This is a genomic window from Paenarthrobacter sp. NPDC090517, from assembly GCF_044769165.1.
Classification (GTDB): domain Bacteria; phylum Actinomycetota; class Actinomycetes; order Actinomycetales; family Micrococcaceae; genus Arthrobacter.
The window spans coordinates 1228493-1248478 of the sequence record NZ_JBIVXN010000001.1; the positions used below are offsets into that span (position 1 = coordinate 1228493).

General features: G+C 61.6%; 16 protein-coding genes. 5 read left to right on the forward strand and 11 right to left on the reverse strand.

Features of this window, described 5'->3' with window-relative positions; all coding sequences use genetic code 11:
- Positions 1-24 precede the first annotated feature (24 nt).
- Both ACIQTW_RS05710 and ACIQTW_RS05715 read left to right on the forward strand, forming a co-directional pair.
- Complete coding sequence (locus ACIQTW_RS05710) at positions 25-489, forward strand: DUF2510 domain-containing protein (protein WP_402936241.1); 465 nt, start codon at positions 25-27, stop codon at positions 487-489.
- Between the two features lie 60 nt (positions 490-549).
- Positions 550-1617: a LacI family DNA-binding transcriptional regulator gene (locus tag ACIQTW_RS05715; RefSeq protein WP_402934622.1), complete on the forward strand. Its 1068-nt coding sequence runs from the start codon at positions 550-552 to the stop codon at positions 1615-1617.
- A gap of 416 nt (positions 1618-2033) precedes the next feature.
- Here the strand turns inward: ACIQTW_RS05715 and ACIQTW_RS05720 are convergent, their stop codons facing one another.
- Genes ACIQTW_RS05720 through ACIQTW_RS05735 form a run of 4 tightly spaced genes read right to left on the reverse strand, consistent with a single transcriptional unit; the run spans position 2034 to position 6746 of the window.
- On the reverse strand, positions 2034-3464 hold the full coding sequence (locus tag ACIQTW_RS05720; RefSeq protein WP_402934625.1) for a glycoside hydrolase family 32 protein: 1431 nt from the start codon (positions 3462-3464) through the stop codon (positions 2034-2036).
- Positions 3465-3484: 20 nt separating this feature from the next.
- Positions 3485-4357 (reverse strand): carbohydrate ABC transporter permease, encoded by an 873-nt coding sequence (locus ACIQTW_RS05725; protein WP_402934628.1) that lies wholly within the window; start codon positions 4355-4357, stop codon positions 3485-3487.
- An 8-nt stretch (positions 4358-4365) separates the two neighbouring features.
- On the reverse strand, positions 4366-5331 hold the full coding sequence (locus ACIQTW_RS05730; RefSeq protein WP_402934630.1) for a carbohydrate ABC transporter permease: 966 nt from the start codon (positions 5329-5331) through the stop codon (positions 4366-4368).
- Positions 5328-6746 carry an ABC transporter substrate-binding protein gene (locus tag ACIQTW_RS05735; protein WP_402934633.1) on the reverse strand — a complete coding sequence of 473 codons (1419 nt, stop codon included), beginning with the start codon at positions 6744-6746 and terminating at the stop codon, positions 5328-5330. The genes ACIQTW_RS05730 and ACIQTW_RS05735 overlap by 4 nt, the downstream gene beginning before the upstream one ends.
- A gap of 155 nt (positions 6747-6901) precedes the next feature.
- On the opposite strand from ACIQTW_RS05735, the gene ACIQTW_RS05740 reads away from it, so the two are divergent.
- Positions 6902-7813: a phosphatase PAP2 family protein gene (locus ACIQTW_RS05740; RefSeq protein WP_402934636.1), complete on the forward strand. Its 912-nt coding sequence runs from the start codon at positions 6902-6904 to the stop codon at positions 7811-7813.
- 95 nt (positions 7814-7908) lie between these two features.
- On the opposite strand, the gene ACIQTW_RS05745 is transcribed toward ACIQTW_RS05740, so the two are convergent.
- Complete coding sequence (locus ACIQTW_RS05745) at positions 7909-8184, reverse strand: hypothetical protein (protein ID WP_402934639.1); 276 nt, start codon at positions 8182-8184, stop codon at positions 7909-7911.
- Positions 8185-8404: 220 nt separating this feature from the next.
- Here ACIQTW_RS05745 and ACIQTW_RS05750 point away from each other — a divergent pair, with 220 nt between their 5' ends.
- Positions 8405-9757: an acyltransferase gene (locus ACIQTW_RS05750; protein ID WP_402934642.1), complete on the forward strand. Its 1353-nt coding sequence runs from the start codon at positions 8405-8407 to the stop codon at positions 9755-9757.
- A gap of 4 nt (positions 9758-9761) precedes the next feature.
- Here ACIQTW_RS05750 and ACIQTW_RS05755 read toward each other — a convergent pair whose 3' ends face one another.
- The 4 genes from ACIQTW_RS05755 to ACIQTW_RS05770 form a co-directional block, all read right to left on the reverse strand.
- Positions 9762-10685 carry a hypothetical protein gene (locus tag ACIQTW_RS05755; RefSeq protein WP_402934644.1) on the reverse strand — a complete coding sequence of 308 codons (924 nt, stop codon included), beginning with the start codon at positions 10683-10685 and terminating at the stop codon, positions 9762-9764.
- 57 nt (positions 10686-10742) lie between these two features.
- Positions 10743-11960, reverse strand: a complete 1218-nt coding sequence (locus ACIQTW_RS05760; RefSeq protein ID WP_402934647.1) for an MFS transporter — start codon at positions 11958-11960, stop codon at positions 10743-10745.
- A gap of 254 nt (positions 11961-12214) precedes the next feature.
- Positions 12215-13831 (reverse strand): beta strand repeat-containing protein, encoded by a 1617-nt coding sequence (locus tag ACIQTW_RS05765; protein ID WP_402934650.1) that lies wholly within the window; start codon positions 13829-13831, stop codon positions 12215-12217.
- Positions 13832-13929: 98 nt separating this feature from the next.
- Positions 13930-15024, reverse strand: coding sequence for a hypothetical protein (locus ACIQTW_RS05770; protein WP_402934653.1), 1095 nt, complete (start codon positions 15022-15024; stop codon positions 13930-13932).
- A 391-nt stretch (positions 15025-15415) separates the two neighbouring features.
- On the opposite strand from ACIQTW_RS05770, the gene ACIQTW_RS05775 reads away from it, so the two are divergent.
- Positions 15416-16675, forward strand: a complete 1260-nt coding sequence (locus ACIQTW_RS05775; protein ID WP_402934656.1) for a choice-of-anchor P family protein — start codon at positions 15416-15418, stop codon at positions 16673-16675.
- Between the two features lie 118 nt (positions 16676-16793).
- Here the strand turns inward: ACIQTW_RS05775 and ACIQTW_RS05780 are convergent, their stop codons facing one another.
- Positions 16794-17666, reverse strand: a complete 873-nt coding sequence (locus ACIQTW_RS05780) for an MBL fold metallo-hydrolase (protein WP_402934659.1) — start codon at positions 17664-17666, stop codon at positions 16794-16796.
- A gap of 130 nt (positions 17667-17796) precedes the next feature.
- A complete protein-coding gene (locus ACIQTW_RS05785; RefSeq protein WP_402934662.1) occupies positions 17797-19968 on the reverse strand; it encodes a S8 family serine peptidase in 2172 nt (723 codons plus the stop codon).
- Positions 19969-19986: the final 18 nt, after the last annotated feature.

Genomic DNA, 19986 nt, shown 5'->3' on the forward strand with positions numbered 1-19986 from the left:
ACGGGTCCAGCCAACCGGCGTCCCATGCTTCCCAAAGACGCGAGCGTGGTGAATCCGTACATCTGGATTATTGCCTGCCTGCCGTTCCTGCCGGGGGTACTGATGCTCACGTGGCATCTGGAGGTTCGCACCTACACCAGGAACGGCATCCTCACTCTGGACCCCGCGACGATTTTCAGCACTGGCTACTTCTTGATCTGGGGCGGGTTGGTCTTCACCTACTGCTCCACTGTGGTGCTGGCGCGGTTTGATACCCGACGGTTGGTGCAATCGGGCGTCGTCCGGCCGTTCCATTGGGCTTGGTCCTTCCTGGGAGGCATTCCCTACGTCATTGGGCGGATAGTGGTGACCCACAAGGTGGCCCCACGGCGAGGCCTTTGGCCACTGGTAGTCATCTTCTCAGCGTGGGGACTCTACTACGTGGCTGGGACCATCAAAAGCCTGGCCTTCATGAGGGCTGCGTTTGATCAATTGGGTTACCCGGCCTGACCCTCAAACCTCACACGCGTTAGGTAGACTGCTGACAATAAAGGACGGAAGGACTTTCCCATGAACCGCAAGGCCACCGCACTGGACGTCGCCAAAAGGGCGGGCGTCTCCAGGAGCGCGGTCTCGCTGGTTCTTAACGGGCGCGGCGATGGGAACGTGGCCAAGGAGAGCCAGGACCGGATCCGCCAGGCGGCCGAGGAGCTCAACTACTCCCCCAACGCAATTGCCCTGAGCCTGCGGAACCAGCGGTCGCGCGTGATCGGCATTGTGTCGGATGAAGTGGTGGTCAGCCCCTTCGATGGCAACATCATCGGCGGCGCAGACGACGTGGCCCGGAGCCGCGGATTCGTCACCGTTGTTATGGACACAGAGCTCGATGCCGCAAGGGACGCGAGCGCCATCGAAACCCTCCTGGACCGGCAGGTTGATGGACTCATGTACGTGACCGTTGGTCTGAAACCCATCGAGGTCCCACACGGGATGCTTCGCGTCCCGTCGATCCTTGCCAACTGCTATGACAACCACGCCCAGCCTCAGTTGCATCACGTCATTCCGGATGAAACCACTGGTGGCAGGGAGGCCGCAGAGCACCTTTTGGAGCTTGGCCACCGGGACATCGCACTGCTGGCCGGGTCGGAGGATTCGCCGGCAGCTCCCCTGCGCGTTCAGGGTTACCGGGACGCACACGCCGCGGCCGACGTCCCCGTCCGTGAAGACCGGATCTTCATGGCCGGTTGGGATATCGACGCCGGATATCGGGGCACCATGAAACTGCTCGACGGCGTGTCCCCGGCTGATCGGCCCACGGCCATCATGTGCGCGAACGACCGCCTCGCAGTCGGCGTGGCCCTTGCCGCGGCGCGCCTGGGACTCAGCGTTCCCGAGGACGTGTCCATCATGGGCTACGACGACGAAACCCGGATCGCCGACACCATGGTTCCTTCCCTCACCACCATGGCTCTGCCCCTGCGCGAAATTGGCCGGGCCGCCATGACCAAGTTGTTGGACACGATCGAGGGTTCGGACGAAATCGAAGGTGCGGACGCAGGAAAGGGAACCACCGTCGAAACGATGGTCCCCTGCCGCCTTGTGGTGCGCGAGTCGACCGGCCCCGCACCCACCCGCTGACACACGTCGTGTACCCGCTATTCCGTTGCTGCCCAGCGAAGGAATAGCGGGTTCAGAACGTCTAAGGCCATTAGGACGCAGAACAGGCCTCACAACAATCAGCACCACACGTTGCGAGGCCCACTCTGCGCCCTAAAACACCCCCCAAGCCTGCACAACGGGCCCCACAACGAACCCACCCCACGTTGCGAGGCCCACTCTGCACCCCAAAACACCCCCAAGCCTGCACAACGGGCCCCACAACACACGCACCCCTCGTTGCGAGGCCCACTCTGCACCCCAAAACACACCCCAACCCTGCACAACAGGCCCCACAACGAACCCGCCCATCGTTGCGAGGCCCACTCTGCACCCCAAAACACACCCCAACCCTGCACAACAGGCCCCACAACGCAGGGACGACGCCGGCCTGCCGCCTACGCCGGCAGCGCCAACTCCCACACGTCGGCAGTCGCGCCGGCGGGCAAGGTGAGCTGCCATTCCTCACCCGGAGCCGGGTAGGCCCGAAGGGTGGTGGCGACGGAACCCGAGCGGTACACCTCAACAAGGGATGCATCGATGAAGATTCGCAACTCTTCGCCCGCTGCCAGGGAACCGGAGTAGACCACCTGGGCATCGACTCCCGAACCAAGCACCAGCTCCACGGACCCGGACACGGAACCGGAACCAGCGCCCGCGCCAGCATCAGAAGCACCAGCAGCACCCCGAACCAACACCTCTGCGAACCCCGGAACCACAACGGAACCTACAGCGCCCGCAACCACAGAAGCACCCCGATACGCGAGAACCTCAGGCGCAGGAGATACCACCAGCGCCCCGTCAACCACCGACAAAACGCGAGGATGCGTCAACACACCCGACCACCCGGCGTCGTCGATTTCTTCCTGGGTGCGGCCACGGCGACCATCGCGCCCCGGACCTTCATTGGCCCACCCCCACAGCAGCGCCGCAGGAGAAGAATCAGCCGAGCCATAAGAGAGCTGCACGATCTGCGGGGCGTAGAAGTCGCGGCCGAGATCGGCCTTCCCACCGGAGGACGGAGTGAACACGGGCAGCCCGGACAAAGGGTCCGCGGTAAGGGTCCCGATCAGGTGCCCCACCCCGTTGGCGTGCTCGTGGTCGTCGCCTGCAAGCCAGAGGGAGAACATCATGACCCAGGCCGAGCCACCCGAAGAGACCGGTACCTGAACCAGCTGCGGGCATTCCCAGATCTCGGCCGGCGTATGGGCAGCAGCAACGGGATCGGCGGTGGTCAGCCAAATCCCCTGGTACTTCCAGTCGTCAAGGGAGTCCACCGTGTATAACAGCAAAGCCGCGCGCCCATCGGCCAGACCCGCACCTTGCATGGCGTAGCGGGCGCCGTTGAAGTGGAAGATGAAGGGATCGCGCACAGCGGTTACCAGCGGATCAGCAGGCATGGACACAGATACGTGCCCGTCCTGCTTCCACGTGACCAAATCGGCCGAACCACGGGCAATCACCACTTGCGAATGGCCGCCGTGGTCCTGCACACCCGAATAACAAGCGGTCGGAACTAAACCGTCCAACGTCACCACGCCGGTCCAGCACCCGGCGGAATCGGGCCCGCCCGGCTGCGGCGAAAGGGCCACTGGGTGTTCTTCCCAGTGCACTAAATCACCAGAGCTCACATGCCCCCACTGGATTTGCGAATGTCGCGCGGACAAAGGGTTGTACTGAAAAAACACGTGGTACCGGCCGTTGATGTAGCTAATGCCATTGGGATCGTTGATCCAGCCCTGTGCCGGACGCGGGTGAAAGCGCGGGAACGCCGGGTCCGGATGCGTCGCTGCCATGGCCAGGGAGGAAGAGAGTGCAAGGTCCGTCAACGGAACCCCTTTCAAAAAAGTTACTTGCCGGTGCCTGCGGTGAGCCCGTCCTGCAGCGCACGCTGGCCGAACATAAACACCACCAGCGCGGGAATCATGGAGAGGACAACGCCGGCCAGGACCACGGAGATGCTGCCCGTGCCGAGGTTGCCTTGGAGGGAGACCAGCCCCAGCGGCAGGGTGAAGTTCTGCTCGGAGATGGTCATGATGAGTGGCCGGAAGAACTCGTTCCAGTGGAAGTTGAACGCCAGGATTCCCACGATCGCCAGGCCCGGCATGGCAAGCGGCGCGTACACGGAACGGAACGTCCGCCACGGCGAGGCGCCGTCGATCGCGGCCGCTTCAGCGAGCTCACCCGGCAACCCCATGAAGTATTGGCGCATCAGGAAGGTGCCGAACGCCGTCGGGATGGCCGGAATGATCAGCGCGAGCAGCGTGTCCGAAAGCCCGACACCGCGGATCAGCATGAACACGGGAACGATCGTGACCTGCGCGGGCACCATCATGGTGGCCAGCACGATCGAGAACAGCGCACCGCGCCCGCGAAAGCGAAGGTGCGCGAACGCGTAACCGGCCAGCGCTGCGGTGATCATCTGCCCTACAGCAATGAGGCCCGTAACGAGCGCGCTGTTCACCACCAGTGCCACGATGTTGAGCTGCTTGAACACTTGCTCGTAGGAGGTCAGATCCGGGTTCAGCGGCAGGAAGGCGGGCGGCAGCTGGAAGGATTCCGACGGCGGACGCAGCGAGGTGGACAGCGTCCACAGCACGGGCCCCAGGACGAAGACGGACGCGATCAGCAAGACGATGACGCGGACGGCCACTGACCAGTCGCGCTTCTTCCGCTTTACTACAGGCGTCGTGGTGGTGACACGTTCTTGGATGGTAGTCATGGCGGGCCTTACTGGTAGAAGACGAATCGTTTGCTGAGCCGGAACTGCGCGGCTGTGATGGCCATGATGATGAGCGTCAGGATCACACCGATCGCCGAGGCCTGGCCGAACTCGAGGCGCTGGAACGCGGACTCGAAGATCACCATCACGGCCGTGCGTGTCGAGTCGCCCGGTCCACCGCGGGTGAGTACGTAGGGCTGGTCGAACACTTGCAGCGCGTTGATGATGGCCATGACCGAGGCCACCAGGGTTGTGGGGCTCAGCAGCGGCAGGGTGACGAACCAGTGCTTTCGCCAGCCTGTCGCGCCGTCGATAGACGCGGCCTCATACGTTTCCACCGGAATTGAGGCAAGCCCACCAATGAACAGCAGGAACGAGAATCCGAAGTTCTGCCACACGTACACAAGAATCACGACGGCGGCAGACCCGGTTGGCGTCGTCAGCCACGGAACCGCTGGGATGCCAACAATGGACAGCAACCAGTTCACGACGCCGAATTGCTCGTTGAAGAGGTACCGCATGAAGATTGATACCGATGCCGCAGACAGGATCAACGGGAAGAAGAATGCCGAGCGGAAGAACACCCTGAGCCAGGCCGGGAGTTTCTCCTGGACCATAATGGCCAGGCCAAGCGCCAGTCCGAGCTGGAGGGCCACAGCCACCACCACGAACACGATGGTGTTGAGGAACGAAACCCGAACTGTAGGGTCCTGGACTACCTCGGCGAAGTTGTCGAAGCCCACGAACGTCGGCGCCGAGATGATGTCCCAACGGAAGAATGCGAGCGCGATCGAGGCAACGATCGGCAGCAGGGTGAAGATGCCCATGCCCACGATGGTGGGTGCAAGGAAGGCCCACGGCAGCCAGCGTTGCTGCATGCGTCCGCGCTTGGAGCCGTCTCCGTTCTTATGGGCGGCCTGCCGGCGGCCCGGCTCGCTGCCCGTCCCCGTAGGTGTACTGGTTGCGGTGCTCATGGCTGCCTCCTCAGGGCCAGTTCAAGGTCGCGCTGCATGGAACTGAGGGCGTCCTTGAGTTGACGCTCGTCTCCACTGACAGCCAGGCTTACGTTTTTCATCAGGGCGGTTTCGACGGCGGCCTGCTGGGGTGGAGCCGGAATGGGACCTGTGGTGGGGAACTTGTCCAGGGTGTCGTAGAAGACCTTCCAGTTTCGCGGACCGGTTCCTGCGTAGAGCTGCTCGTTGACCATGGAGCGCCGGGCGGGGGTGGTGTTCGGAGTGGGGAAAACGATCTGCATGGCTTCGCGGCTGGAGCTGAACTTCACCCACTCCCAAGCGGCGTCCTTGTCCTTGGCGGTCTTCATGATCGCGTAGCCTGCCGTGCCGAACTGGTGGCGCTGGGTCCGCCACTTCGGGAAGAACTGGACGTCGAAGTCGTTCTCTGTCATGCCCGCCTCGTGGAGGCCTTGCACCCAATAGCCGCCTGCCGGCGTCGTACCTATTCTGTTGGACGCGAAGAGGCCGATCAGGGCGCTGCCGCCGCCTTCCTCCGGCCGGACACCCAATCCGTCCTTGACGAGTCCGCGGAGGTAGTCGAAGGATTCGAAGACGCGGGGATCATCGGCGTTGGGTTCGAGCCACTGATAGCCGCCGGAGCGGAGGTTACGTGTGGGGTCGTTGGCATAGAAGCCGTCCCACAGCCAGTCGCCGCCCGGGGACTTGGTTTCCTTGAGGAAGCTGGTGTCGTTCGCGTACAGCCACGGCACCACACCACCGAAGAGACGGTTGGTCCAGTAGTAAGGGGTGAAGTCGGCTGGTTTGGCCTTCTTCATCGCAGCGAGTGTGCTGCGGAAGTCCGTGTGAGTCCAGTTATCGGAGGGCCGTTCCAGGCCTGCCGAGCGGAGTGATGCGGTGTTGTAGTACATGTTGGCCGCGTTCCAGTCGATGGGGAGCTGGAACAGGCTGCCTTTGTACATGAACGCTTCCACCAGGCTGGGGTGGACGTCCTCGAAGTATTCCTTCATATGGTCGGCGTCACGGCGCAGGTACTCATCCAGCGGGTGGGCCAGCTTCTCGGCGAAGAGCTGGGCGCCTTCCGTTGCCACGTACACCACGTCCGGCGGGGTCCCTGCTGCAACCATGGTGAGGATCTTGGTGAAGAAGTCCTTCCAGTCCACAGCCTGGATCGCCTGGACCTTAACCTTGATTTCGGGGTGGACCTTGGCGAAAGCGTCGATGACCTTCTGGCGCGCTGCGGCGTCTGCGGCTGTGCCCATGATGGCGATGCTGAGACTGTTGTCTCCCCGGCCTGGAATGTCGGACCCTGTCAGGCGCGGCCACGACGCCGCGGTGACTCCAACAATTCCGACGCCGAGGGCTGTGAGGGCACTTCTACGTGTGAATTCGCGCAAAGCCCCGTTGGTTCCCGACATGTAGTTTTCCTTCCCTAACACGTGTTAGGAAGCGTAAACCTGCCATCTAACACGTGTCAAGCGTCACGGGAATGTTGCCTAAGCCTCACTAGGACCCGCCACGCTCAACAGAGACTCACACGAGCCATCCAGAGAACTGTGGCAGTCTAGTCAGAATGAGTTCCCAGCAATTCCGCATCAGCGGGAGGTCGAGCAAACGGCCGCTTCAAGGACGCCCGGCAGGCGCCGGCACAGGATTCCTCTTCTGCCTCGCAACAATCGCCAGCGCCGTAGGACTGGCTGCGACGTACTACTTCTTTGTGCGGACCACTGCAGGCCAGTTCATCGATGAGTCCGCATTGGTTGAAGCCACCGTGCTGGGCGGAACAGCCGGCAGGGCCTCCACCGAATTCCTGGACATGCTTCCCATGCTCTCGCTGGCCATCGCTGCGATCATGGTCCTCTTCGTGACTGTCGCCCGCCGACGCTGGACTGCCGCCGGAATAGCAGTCGCAGCATGCATCGCTGCCAACGCGGCCACGCAGATCCTCAAGCTCCTCATCCCGGACAGGCCCGACCGCGGCGTACAGACCCTTGAACTGAACTCACTCCCCTCCGGGCACACCACGTTGGCGGCTTCCGCTGCAGCTGCGGTGTTCCTCATGGTTTCGCCCCGATGGCGTCCGCTGGCAGGATTCCTTGGCAGCACGTTCGCCGTGGCCACGGGAGTTTCCACTCTCATCAACCAGTGGCACCGTCCCGCGGACGTCGTTGCCGCCTTCCTGGTGGTGGGCGCCGTGATGCTCCCGGCAGGTTGGCTCATCCTCCGCACCGGCAACAGCTGGAATGCATGGAAAGGTTACGGCGAGCACTGGGCAGCGTCGCGCCTGTGGGTCTGGCTCACCATGGCGGCCCTCGTGATCGCCGGCTTCGTGGCGGCGTACTCACTACTGCAAGTCATGCCGGGCCTCAGCACGGACAGCACCATCGACTACTTCTGGGCCGGCACCGCCTTCATTGCGATCGCCGGTTACCTGTCCGCGCTCGGCGGCACGTGGCTGTTCGGCCTGGCGGCACGTAAGGGCTAGCGCGTTTCTTTACGACGGCGGCGCACCCCTTCGCTCCCGGCGCACCAGTGGTTACGGGTGCAATTGTCGCTAAGGACGCGCGCAGTCCCAAGGGCTTAGTCCGCCGGCCCTACCGAGTCGAAGAACTTGGGCTCTTTGGCAGGAGCAGATCCAGCACGCGCCCGCGCCTGCTCATGGATGAAGTGCCGATCCTCGTCCGTGAGGTGGGTACCACCATGCCCGTCGACGGCATCGCTCTCCCCTGTCTCGCCATTGATGATCGCGGTGACCGTCCGGGGAACAATCATGGTTCCTGGATTTTCGATGAGCCATTGCTGCGTGTCCGGTGAGAGCTGGTCCCAAAATTCTTTGATGTGCACAACAATCAGCACTGCCCTTCATTGGTGGGGGGTGGATTCATGGAATGCGCCATATGCGCCGGTGAAACACTCGGGTGATCGGGGGCGTGGGTCCTCTTCAAGGCTACGCCCGCCATGCCGATCCTGACCCGGATGCCTCAAGGTTTCTGAGGATTACGTCGACTGGCCGCTCTTCATGGGTTACAGTTACTCCAATCGATGGACAAATAGCGGCTAATCCCAGGAGCTCCCCATGTCATCTACTCTCAGATCTGCCTCGCGCCGACGTAGTGCCCAAAGTCCCTCCGTCCCGGCTTCCCGTGATTTGGTGGTCGACTTCATCCGCGTCGCCTGCATGTTTGCCGTTGTTGCCGTTCATTTGCTCATGATGGGGATCAGTGTGGACGAGTCCGGCATCGGCGTGGGCAATCCCCTCACATCCCTCAGCTGGTTTGCCCAAGGGACCTGGTTCGGCCAAGTCATGCCGCTCTTCTTCATAGTGGGAGGCTTCGCGTCACTCACGTCTTGGCGCAGTCTGAAACGTAAGGGCGGCGACGCCGGACACTACCTCAGGAACCGGGTGCTGCGGCTAGTACGGCCCACGGTCGCGTTGTACATCTTCCTCGCCATTGCGCTGTGGAGCGCGACGGCGGCCGGCGTCCCCGCTGATCTGCTCGCCGTTATCGCTGCGGGCGCCGGAGTGCAGCTGTGGTTCCTGGCCGCGTACCTGATCTGCCAGGCCATTGTTCCTACGATGGCCAAGTTTCACGAGGCCGCACCCTACCGGACCATCGCAGCGCTGGCTGCGGGCGCCGTCGTCGTCGATGTTCTTCGATTGGGTTTGGAGCGCAATCCGTGGGGCTTCGATTCGAACCCGATCGGTCTGCTGAACATGGTGTTCGTGTGGGGACTTCTGCAGCAGCTGGGGTTCTTCTATGCCGACGGCTTCTTCGACCGATTCGCCAAGTGGAAACTCGTTCTTGCCGCTATCGGTTGCTATGCCGCGATGGTTCCGCTGACGTACGCCGGCCCCTATCCGGTGGACATGCTGACAAGCCAGAACCCGCCCATGTTCCCGCTGATCCTGGTGGGGCTGGCCCACATTCTCTTGGTGAAAGCCGTCTATCCGGTGCTCCAGCGATGCGTCCAGATCGGCTCGGTACAGAAGGTGATGTTTGTGGTGGGTAGCCGGGCAATGACCATTTACCTGTGGCACTTGCCGCTGATCATCGCCATGTTTGGGATGGCGCTGGTCCTTCGCCTGCCGTTCCCCGTGCCCGCCGGGACCGAGTGGTGGCTCAGTCGGCCCTTGTTTTATGTAGCCGCGTGGGCACTGGTGCTGCTGGTTTCCACCCCGCTGGTCCGGCTGGAACTCGCCAGCACCGCGCTGGCCCCCGGTGCAGTCAGGCCTGCCATGTGGCGCATCGTGGCCGGAACTGTCCTGGCCATCGTCCCGCCGTTCGTTGTGATGAGGTCGGCGCTTGACGTTGCGAATGCGACGTGGGGGCTCGTGCTGCTGGTGATTGCCGTGGCTTTGGTGTCCGGCAAGGTTCCTAACCGGGCGTGGAAGACTCCGCGGACTGTTTCATCGGGGTCCGCTTCCTGACCACTTAGTTGGCAGGGGCCGGGGCTGTATCTACCACTCGGCGCTTAACATCCCTGCTTGTGGTTTCAGCTTGGAACCCGGATGCGGCTAGCCCTGCAGCCCAGTTACCCTTACACGTCGCAAGCTGTTCAAAACACGCACGGATCAGTTCCTTCGGAGGCGGGGTGTGCCCGTCGCCCGTATCGGGCCCCCAACGATCCATCAGCATGTAAAGATTCTCGGAGTCTCCCACGGCGTCCACAAAGGGCAGCTGGTGCTTCTGAATGTGGAACCAGTCCTTCGCATTCTGAATCAGTGCGACGGTATGACCAAAACCAGCTGAGTAGGCAGGAATCAGGTCATGAGCCACCGTCGCCGGCAGCTCCGTCATTGCCTTTCCTTCCATCTCCCAGCCGTAAGTCATGTAGCGTTCCACCGCCCCCGGGTAGAACCTCGATATCGAGGTCTGTGGATTCACGGCGACTGCCAAAGATGTAGGGAAAAACCTCGACACGGCCAGGCTTGCGTATCCCCCGGCTGAGCTTCCGAAGAACACCACGTTGTAGCCACCGGTCTGCCTGACAATCCGACGAATCACATCGGCCAACGTCTCCTGCAGATCAGGCTGTTCTTTCGACCCTGCGTACCAGCCAATAGTGAACTCAGGCGATTTCCGGAGGCTTGGATCAGAGATGAAGATCCGGTTTACTGGCAGGCCCGCGGTCACGCCTTGACCGAGGAACCATGGAAGACGGACGTCTTTCTCCGCGGCTCCATGAAAACACACCAAGGTGGTGTCAGAGTCAGCAGGAACGTTTAGAACCTCGATAGGCAAACCTTGGTGGTGGATTTCCAGCAATCCTGCCGGTACCTCATCAGCAGCTAGGAACGCTCCCAAATCCGTGTAGGTGGATGGCGTCGAGGTAGCAGCGTCTTGTTTTTCAGGCACCACGGTAGTCTAGCCCGGGCTGAAAGTTGGCCCGAATCCTTGCCAACGCGCAGACAGCTAATAGTTACGCCGGTGCTTCAGGCGTGCAATGGCGACGGCGAACACCACTGCCGCTGCGAACCCCAGTACGCCTGTGGCCCAGATACCCGCCGACAATGAAATTGCAGCTGTCAGCGCGGACAACAGCACAGGTCCACCCGTGGCACCGGAGTCGGCCATGAATCGCCATATCCCCAAGAAGTGACTCCGCCCGTTGTCCGGTGAAAAATCAGCCCCGAGCGTCATGATGAGCCCTGAGCTGATCCCATTGCCGAAACCGATCAGCAGGGCGACCAGAAGCAGGGGGACGAATCCGACGGTGAACGGAACCAGGATTAACGCCGCTCCCATGATCACAGTGGAGGGGATGGCCACCCATTGCCGCCCCTTCTTATCCATCAGCTTCCCGGCAGGGTAGAACACCAGCATGTCGATTGCCCCGGACAAGCCGAAGATCAACGAAGCATGAGTGGCATCGAGTCCCAGATGGTCCGCCCACAACGGGATCACCACCTGCCGAGATGCACGCAAAGCGCTCAGCAGGAGGATGCCGAAGCCGACCGTCAGGAACACTCCGGCATGGGAAACCGCGACGCTCCGCAAGGTCGACGCCGGAGGGCGCGGACCGCCGTCGGACGCTTTCGGGGCGACCAGATCAGGGATGGTGAGGGACAAGGCAGCAGCAGCCATCATGCCACCGAAGCCCACCCAGTACGCGCCGCTGATCCCGGCGAACTGCATCACGCCAGCGCCTACGAATGGCCCGATGAAAAGGCCGATCCTGGTAACCCCGCCCAAGGTTGAAAGTGCCCGCGCCCGGAACATGACGGGGACTGCCTCGGTGAGGAACTTTTGCCTCGCGAGGTTGAAGACACTGGCCGACATGCCTACCAGGGTCATGGAAGCGGCCAGCAACCACAGTCCATGTTCCATTTGTGGGGCGAACGCTGCCGTGCCGAGGGCAATTGCGCCCACCGCGCCGGCTCCTACGATTGACCACCGTTCGCCGAACTTCTCGGTGATGATCGACGCCGGAATATTGAAGAACCAGGAGCCCAGACCGATCAGCGTCACAATCAACGCCGACACCGCCACCGATGCGCCGAGGTCGCGGGCTGAGAGTGCGATGACCGGGAGGACAGCCCCCTCGCCGAGACAGAAAAGCACAGCGGGCCCGAAAGCCGGCAGTGCGACGCTGCGAAGGCTGAAGTTTTTATCTGCTTGGGTGGTGGTCATCCCTTTCATCCTATGACCGTCGTCGGCGGGCGGGTGGAGGGGGCTGGCTCGCAGCGTTTTCGCGCTGCGCACCCCTTGTCGCCCGTCGCTCCCCTTCGTGGTCAGGCCCGCACCACTTCGCGCCAAACGCACCAGAGGTAGGAGGTGCGATGGGCGGGTACGGGTGCGTACTAGTCCGCTACTTGGTCGCAGTTGTTGCGGCTCCGGGAGACCGGAGCCGCAACAACTAAGTGCGAAGTGGCTACTTGCCTTGCCTAGCGGCGGTTAGCTACTGCCTTTCGACGGCCTCCTGCTGCGAGCACCAACCCCATCAGGAGCATGGCGCCTGCCCAGAGAACCCAGTTACCGTTGAGTCCCGTCTGGGCCAAGGTGTTGGCACTTCCGACAGTGGTGGAGGCTGCCGCGGTCAATGCACCCTGGGTGTTACCAGCGGTTGTTACGGTGCCGACAGCTGAGCTGGCTTCCACGCCGACGGTCGTGCTGGTTGAGCTCGCCACCGGAGTGTTGATGCCGGTTTCGCCACCGGCGCTAAGGCCACCACCAGCAGGCGGGTTCACAACCGGAGGGGTGACGACCGGAGGGTTCACAACCGGAGGGTTCACAACGGGCGGGTTCACAACCGGAGGGTTCACAACCGGAGGAGTGACGACCGGCGGGCTCACAACCGGAGGGTTCACGGTACCGGTCGAACCCCCGCCGATTCCCACCGAGGTGGAACCAATAGTGACAGGAGCCGTGATCGGGGTGATCAACTGAGTGCCGGAGAGAAGTCCTCCATCGCCGGAAGTGGAGCTACCAGAGGTGGTACCCGACGGTGCAGTTCCGCCGGTCGTGCCGGTGTTGGTTGAGGAGGAGTCACCCAGCAGGCCAGCCGAGGTCGAACCAAGGTTCACCGGAGCAGTAATCGGAGCAACCACCTGCGTCCCCGAACCAATCCCATTCGAACCGGAAGTCGACGCACCCGACGTAGCCGGAGCCGAAGTTCCGGAAGAACCCGTACCAGCGTTCGCGGCCGAAGAGTCACCCAGCAGACCAGCCGACGTCGAACCAAGGTTCACCGGAGCAGTAATCGGAGCAACCACCTGCGTCCCCGAACCAATGCCATCCGAACCGGAGGTGGAAACACCTGACGTAGCCGGAGCCGAGGTTCCGGAAGAACCTGAGGTAGCGGACGTTGCGAGCGAGTCCCCGCCAACACCCACAGCAGTGGCTCCGATGTTAACAGGGACCGAAATCGGAGCCACCACCTGAGCGCCGGACGCGATACTCTCTCCCCCCGACGTCGTTGCCTGTGACGGCGTTTGGGCCGGCGCAGGAGCTGTTGCTGCAGATGTAGCAGCTGAGTCGCCAAGTACACCGGCCGACGTCGACCCCACAGCGACGGGAATCGTCACGGGTGCGACAACCTGAGTTCCCGAAGCGATACTGTCGGAGCCGCTGGTGCTGGCCGCCGGCGTCGAACTCGTTGCCGCTGCGGGAGCGGCTGGTTTAGCTGAGCTCGTCGCAGTGGAGCCCCCCAGCAGACCCACTGACGACGAGCCCAGGTTTATGGGCACCGTTACCGGAGCAACTACTTGCGTTCCGGATCCGATGCTGTTGGAGCCGTTGGTGCTGGCAGCCGGCGTTGCACCGGACCCTGAACCTGCAGCAGTTCCCGGCGCGGACGTCGTAGCTGCTGAATCCCCCAATAGTCCAAGTGATGTGCCACCGGCGCTGATCGGCGCATTTACTGGCGCTACCACCTGGGTGCCGGAAGCGAGTCCGTCTTTGCCGCTAGTGGTATCCGCGGCGTTTGCCGCAGTCGCGCTGAGGACAATCATGCCCCCAGCAAAGCATGTGCCGATGAGGCACTTGCGTATGGTCGTGTTCATTGTGATTCTCTCCTGAAAACGTTGTTCCCAAGGACGTCCGAGAGACGGATCGCCCAAATGACCGTCTGCCGCGAAGAGCTGCGCGGCCGGCTGGGGAACTAGTCAGGAGAGGAGCCGGGGTCGAAGCACACCGGCTTTGGATGTTGTGCAGCATCGGCCGATTCCAGGCCGGGAAGAGAGCCTACGGGAATGATCAGGGCGTCGTGTAGGAAGGCGGCCGCCGGGCTGGGCGGACCGTTTTGGGAGTTGCCGGAACCGGCTCCCGTGAGGCCCGCGGGTGCAATTGCAGGGTCAGTGGGCAACCTTGACGGCGACGCGGGATCGGCGGCCGAGGAGGTGCCGCCGAGCACCGCGGTGATCCCTGTAGGACCAAAATTGCGGTTGGACGTCAACGATGCTGAGACGTCAATGGCCACCCCTGGAAGGTTCGCGTGGTCGTCCAGATTGCTGGGCTCAGGAAGCGTTGCGCCCGAATTTACGACGTCGGTATTCGCCAAGGCGCCAGCGTCCGCCGTAGCGGGGACCTCTGAAATGTCAGTGCCTGGCGCACTCGGGATCTCACTCACAGGCGACGTCCCAGGATCACCAACCGGTGGCGTCGTAACAGGCGGCACGACCACGGGAGGTACGGTAACGGGCGGGACCGTAACCGGCGGAACGACTGCTTCGACCGGTGCCAGAACTGTGTCCACGACGCCGACGACCGGTTCCAAAACCGGGTTTACCGCGTCTGTAACGGGTTCCAAACGAGCGGGTTCCAGCACCTGATTTACGGGCGGAACAACGAAATCGACTGTGTGGTCCACGATGTCCGTGGCCGGAACCACCACGGTGTTCACCACAGTTCCGGCGGTGTTCGGAGGAACCAGTTGGTTGCCCACCGGCACGGCTGAAACCACGTGATCCACAGTGCCACTGACATTCTCCACGAGGGGTGTCACGGCCGGCACGTGAACTTTGATGTTTTCCGCCGGTACTAGTCCTTGGGCGACGGCGGGCAGGGGCACGTCCGGCACTGCAACGTTGACGGAACTGGAGGACGCGACATTGCCCAAAAGGGATTTGTCGGAAGTTCCCGTGTCTGCACTTGCGGCTGAAGCGGATAGTGCCATCCATATTGCGGTACCGGCGCCCGCGACCATGACAGAGCGGAGAATGCTGGTAGCACGCGGGAATACGCGTGAACCCTTCATCTCGACACCCCCAGGTAGTCGCGAACCAACGGTCGCCTTCATCCTAGGACGGGACTACGCAGTTAGTCCATGGCTGGGAGTAAACAAGATGACAAAATGATGACTTTCGCCCTGCTGAAAGCATTCCCGTTATTACGCCATCCCATGGATCGAGGAAATCATGCGCATAGGGACGGCGACGCGGGAGCACTCTCAATACCATCATCAATCCCTGCACCTCTTCTCGGCACGCTAATTCTCTGAATCCCTCTCTTAGGGCTAAGGCCCGCGAAACTAAAACGAACTCTCTGTCGAGATCGGCGGGTCTATTGTTCGGCTTCTTTCCGGACTGTACCGTTAGCACCGTCGTAAGCATTCTTACGGGCTCGCATCAAATTATGGGGAGAAATACATGAAACGTTCGCATGTTGCGTTAGTGGGGGCACTAACCCTTGCGCTTACGGGGTCGGCTATGCCGGCCTTTGCTGCCACCACGCCAGCGCAGGTGACCACCGGGTTCTCTGGTTCCGCGTATGGTTCCTATATTTTCAATACCGATAAGACACTGACTTCTGGTCCCACAGCAAGTTCAGGCATTAGTTGCACAGGTGCCACCGGAAAGACGTCCACGAACACCGCTGCGGCCCTGACTGTACCTGCCGTCGGCAACGTTGGCGCGGCAACAACCAGTGTCAAAACGCTACTGACCACCACGGGCAAGCGGATTGAAAGCAAATCCACGATCAATGGAACCAACCTCTTGGGCGGGCTGATTACTGCCGGGACCATTACGTCCGAAAGCTCTGCGGACAAGAACACCGCCGGGGCATTTGCTGGGGCGAATAAGACGACCATTGAAAATTTGAAGGTATTAGGTGTCGCTGTGGGCTCCAACCCCGGAGCAAACACGGTGCTCGATCTCAATGTGCCGCTGGTGGGTTCGGTTGGCAAGATCACCCTTAACGGGCAGGAGAAGCGTCTGCTCAACGGGGTGTACCAGGTATCGACCACGGCACTTCGAGTCGAAGTCCTCAAGGCAGGCCTGCCTGGGCTCAAGATTGGAACGGACATCCGCCTTGGAGTCAGTACCGCGCAGCTAACCCCCGCCCAGTCAGGCTTCCTGTCCGGTACCGGGTTCAGCACTAGGGCCCTTCTGGCATCGGGTCTCGTGAACACCGGCCCGACGGCGCTTGCCTACGCTAAATGTGGTGGTGGCACGAACAATGCAAACGCCGCTGGCGTCACGATCCCGGGTATCTTGACCGCGGGGGCGTCCTCAACGGCGACCACGGGCGTGCTCACACCTCAGCCAAAGGTCACAGTGACTGACACCCTGGCAGGTCTGAACCTGCTCAACGGTGCAATAACGGCTGACGCGATCAAAGCAGAGACAAGCGCTACACAGGCGACCACTTCAACCGTGACCCTGACCGATACCTCAACCTTCACCAACCTGAAAATCGCAGGGCTTCCGGCTATCAATGCCTCCGTAGCCCCGAACACCGTGGTGCAGGTGCCCGGTCTTGGCCAGGTGACCCTGCACAAGGTCAGCAAATCATCTACTGCAATCATCGTTACGATGATTGACGTAGTGATAAGCCAGCCCATCGGCGCGCTGCCCACAGGATCGCGTATCCAGGTTGGCTACTCCAGCACAGGAATAACCCTATAGGTGCCAGTTTCTGACCACGGGGTGCTCACCACTGCATAACAGCACTCGAATGGTCCGTCACCAATTAATTGGTGACGGACCATTCGTTTGCTCGTTGACTGGATTCAGCAGCTCAATTTCAGGAAGGGTATGACCCTGTTTTTCCTGGCCCAACGTCTGGTGTTCCCAGCGAGGCCCTTCCTTGGGCATTTGTTTCCTGAAGCCGCTTGATAAACCAACGGGATTGTTCCGGACCGTAAGGCAGCACAGGAATGGCCTTGGTGGCGTCGGAAGGCATGTCGCGAATGGACTGCGTTGCCTGTCGGACCGCGGTGCTCATGGTGTCGGCCATCGTTTTTACGAACTGATCGCTGACGGGCTCGCCGTGACCTGGAACCAGGAACTCGTAGCGGTGGCGCAGTGCCGAGATATGCCGCAGCGCGTCCGCCCACTCTTCCGGATAGGAGTCCTCGAACGACGGATGCGCCCCTTGTTCAACCAAATCCCCCACATAAAGCGTGGAGCTGGTGCCGACAAGGAGGTCGCCGTCGGTGTGAGCGCGGCCAAGGTAAAAGAGGGTGGCGGTGATGCCGCCAAGGTCGACGAGGACCGGCTGATCGTGGACCAGGGCGTTGGGGACAACGATGTCGACGGCGTCGCCCTCCCCCGCTGCCATCTCAGGCTCGTTGGTGGCCACGAAGCGTCGCTGGTTGTCGGCGTCGCGTTCTATGGTCGCCGCACAGTTGGCGTGCGCCCAAAACTCCGTGACGCCGTCGTCGGCGAAGACTGCGTTGCCGAAGAAGTGGTCATAGTGCGCGTGGGTATTCACCACGACCAACGGGAGCTGCGTCTTTTCGCGGACTGCAGCGAGGATCTCCCGGCCTTGGCGCGGGCCACAACCGGTGTCGATAACCATGGCGAGCTCAGAGCCCACCACAAGCCCGGTGTTGAGTAAAGATCCCTCGGTTTTCAAGACGTAGTTGTCCGGTCCGAGTTCTAGCCAAGCTGACAATTCGTGCTCCGTATCCACTGCAATCCGGCGATGTTCAGGCCTCTACTCTACCCACGGAACCCGTGTGGATGCTGGAAGGAAACGGAGCGGCCCGGAAGCAAATGATGCTTCCGGGCCGACTTGTCCGATCCTAAAGGAGGGCGTTCATCGCGTTCCACCCGGTGCCTACCTGGGCCGAATACAACCACCAGCTGTAGCCGTTGCCGGCGTACAGGACCAACTCTCCTGTACTGGTGCGCCCAAGAACGTCGACTTTCCCATCTCCGTCGAAGTCGCCTGGAGCTTCTATGGCGTTGAAGATGTTCCAACCAGCGCCGATCTGGGTCGTTGCCAGCCATCCACCTGCACCGTTGCCCGGGTACAACAACAGGGCGCCAGACCCGTTGCGGGCAATAACGTCAGCTTTGCCATCGCTATTGAAGTCGCCCACACCATCTATGGCTGTCATGACGTTCCAACCTGCACCGATCTGCCGGGGCTGGAGCCACCCACCGGAGCCATTGCCCGGGTACAACCACAAAACACCGTTCCCGTCGCGGGCAATTACGTCAGCCGTAGCATCTCCGTTGAAGTCACCCGGAGCCTTGATGGATGTCATGATGTTCCAGCCGGCACCGATCTGCCGTGCACCCAACAAGCCTCCCCAACCGTTGCCTGGGTACAGCCACAGCACGCCGTTGCCATCCCGGGCAATAACGTCGGCATGGCTATCTCCGTTGAAGTCCCCGGACGCTTCAACCGAGGTCATGACGTTCCAGCCGATGCCGATCTGAGTGCGGCCCCTCCAGTTGCCATAGCCGTTGCCCTTGTAGAGCCACAACGCACCGTTGGCATCACGGGCAATCACATCGCTGGTGCCGTCTCCGTTGAAGTCGGTGATCTTTTGGTGAGGCGCCGGAAGAGGAGCGGTACCGCCAAACTTTTTCAGCGCCATGCTGGCATCTACCAAACCTGCGCCACAGCCTGCGGGGCAACCTGCCGGAAGCGGCCGCGCTGATTCTTTGAGTTGCTGTTCCAACAATTGGGGAGTGAGGGCGTTTCCTTCAGCGGAGAAGAGGAGAGCCGCAATACCTGCCACATGAGGAGAAGCCATGGAGGTTCCCTGCATCCACGCAAAGGCCGGCTCACCGGGTGTTGTGGTTCCGTAATTCAACGTGGACAGGATGCCACGGGTGACATCTGAGCTCATGTCGCCACCGGGAGCAGTCACGTCAATGGCGCTTCCATAGTTGGAATACTGTGCCCGCGCGCCGGCCTTGTCACTAGCCGCTACGTTGATGACGTTCTGGCAGTTACCAGGGCTAATGTCAGCTGCAGGACGATTGGAGTTGCCTGCAGAAACTACCACTGCCGCCCCGGCGTTGTGCGCGAAGTTGATGGCATTTTGGTATGTAGCTGAACACGCTTTGACGCCGCCGAGGCTGAGGTTAATCACCTTGGCCGGGTTGGGGTTAACGGGAGTCCCACTGACCACGCCGCCCGCGGCCCAAACGATCGAATCCGCAATATCAGAGCTGTATCCTCCGCAGACGCTCATTGCACGCACCGGAAGAATTTTCGCCTGTGGCGCTACGCCACTGATCCCAATGCTGTTGTTACCGATTGCGGCCACAATTCCCGCAACATGGGTTCCATGCCACGACGAACTCTCCGCGGGGCTGCCGGCTTCACACTCTTCTGCCGGAACCCAGTCCCCCTGGTCGGTGGGATCCGGATCGCGGCCGTTTCCATCCCGTGCGTCAGCTGCACTGGAGATCATGTCGTAGCCAGGCAGCACGTTTCCGTTGAGCTCCGGGTGGCTGGTGATGCCCGTGTCCACCACGGCAACCACCACCCCAGCACCCTTGTTATAGTTCCAGGCGCCGGGGGTGCGGGCACCGGAAAAGTTGTCCCACAGGTTCCACTGCTCCACATAGCCATAATCTTTTGAATGGGCTGTGGGATGCATAATGGCATCGGGCTCAGCGTACGCGACAGCAGGATCAGCGCGGAGAGTCTCCACGAAGAGCTCGGCTTCCGTCGGCGTGAGCGCCTCATTGAGCTTGATGACATGCCCACCCGTAGCGTTCTGGTGCGAACTTTCGGCCAAGACACCGAGTTTTGTGGCTGCCTGGCCCGCCGCGTCCTTGGCCTTCACTGCAGCCGCTTGGGCAGCGTTATCCCGTATTCCAACTATGAATTGGTCAGTAGCGGTTTCGGGTGTCGGCTGAAGCACCTGTGGCGTGCTCGGGACAATGTCCTTGAGATCGGCAGCGGCCGCTGGCTGTACAGCCAATCCCCCGCTGACTAAAAGTGTGGCCACTGCTAGGCCGATAAACCT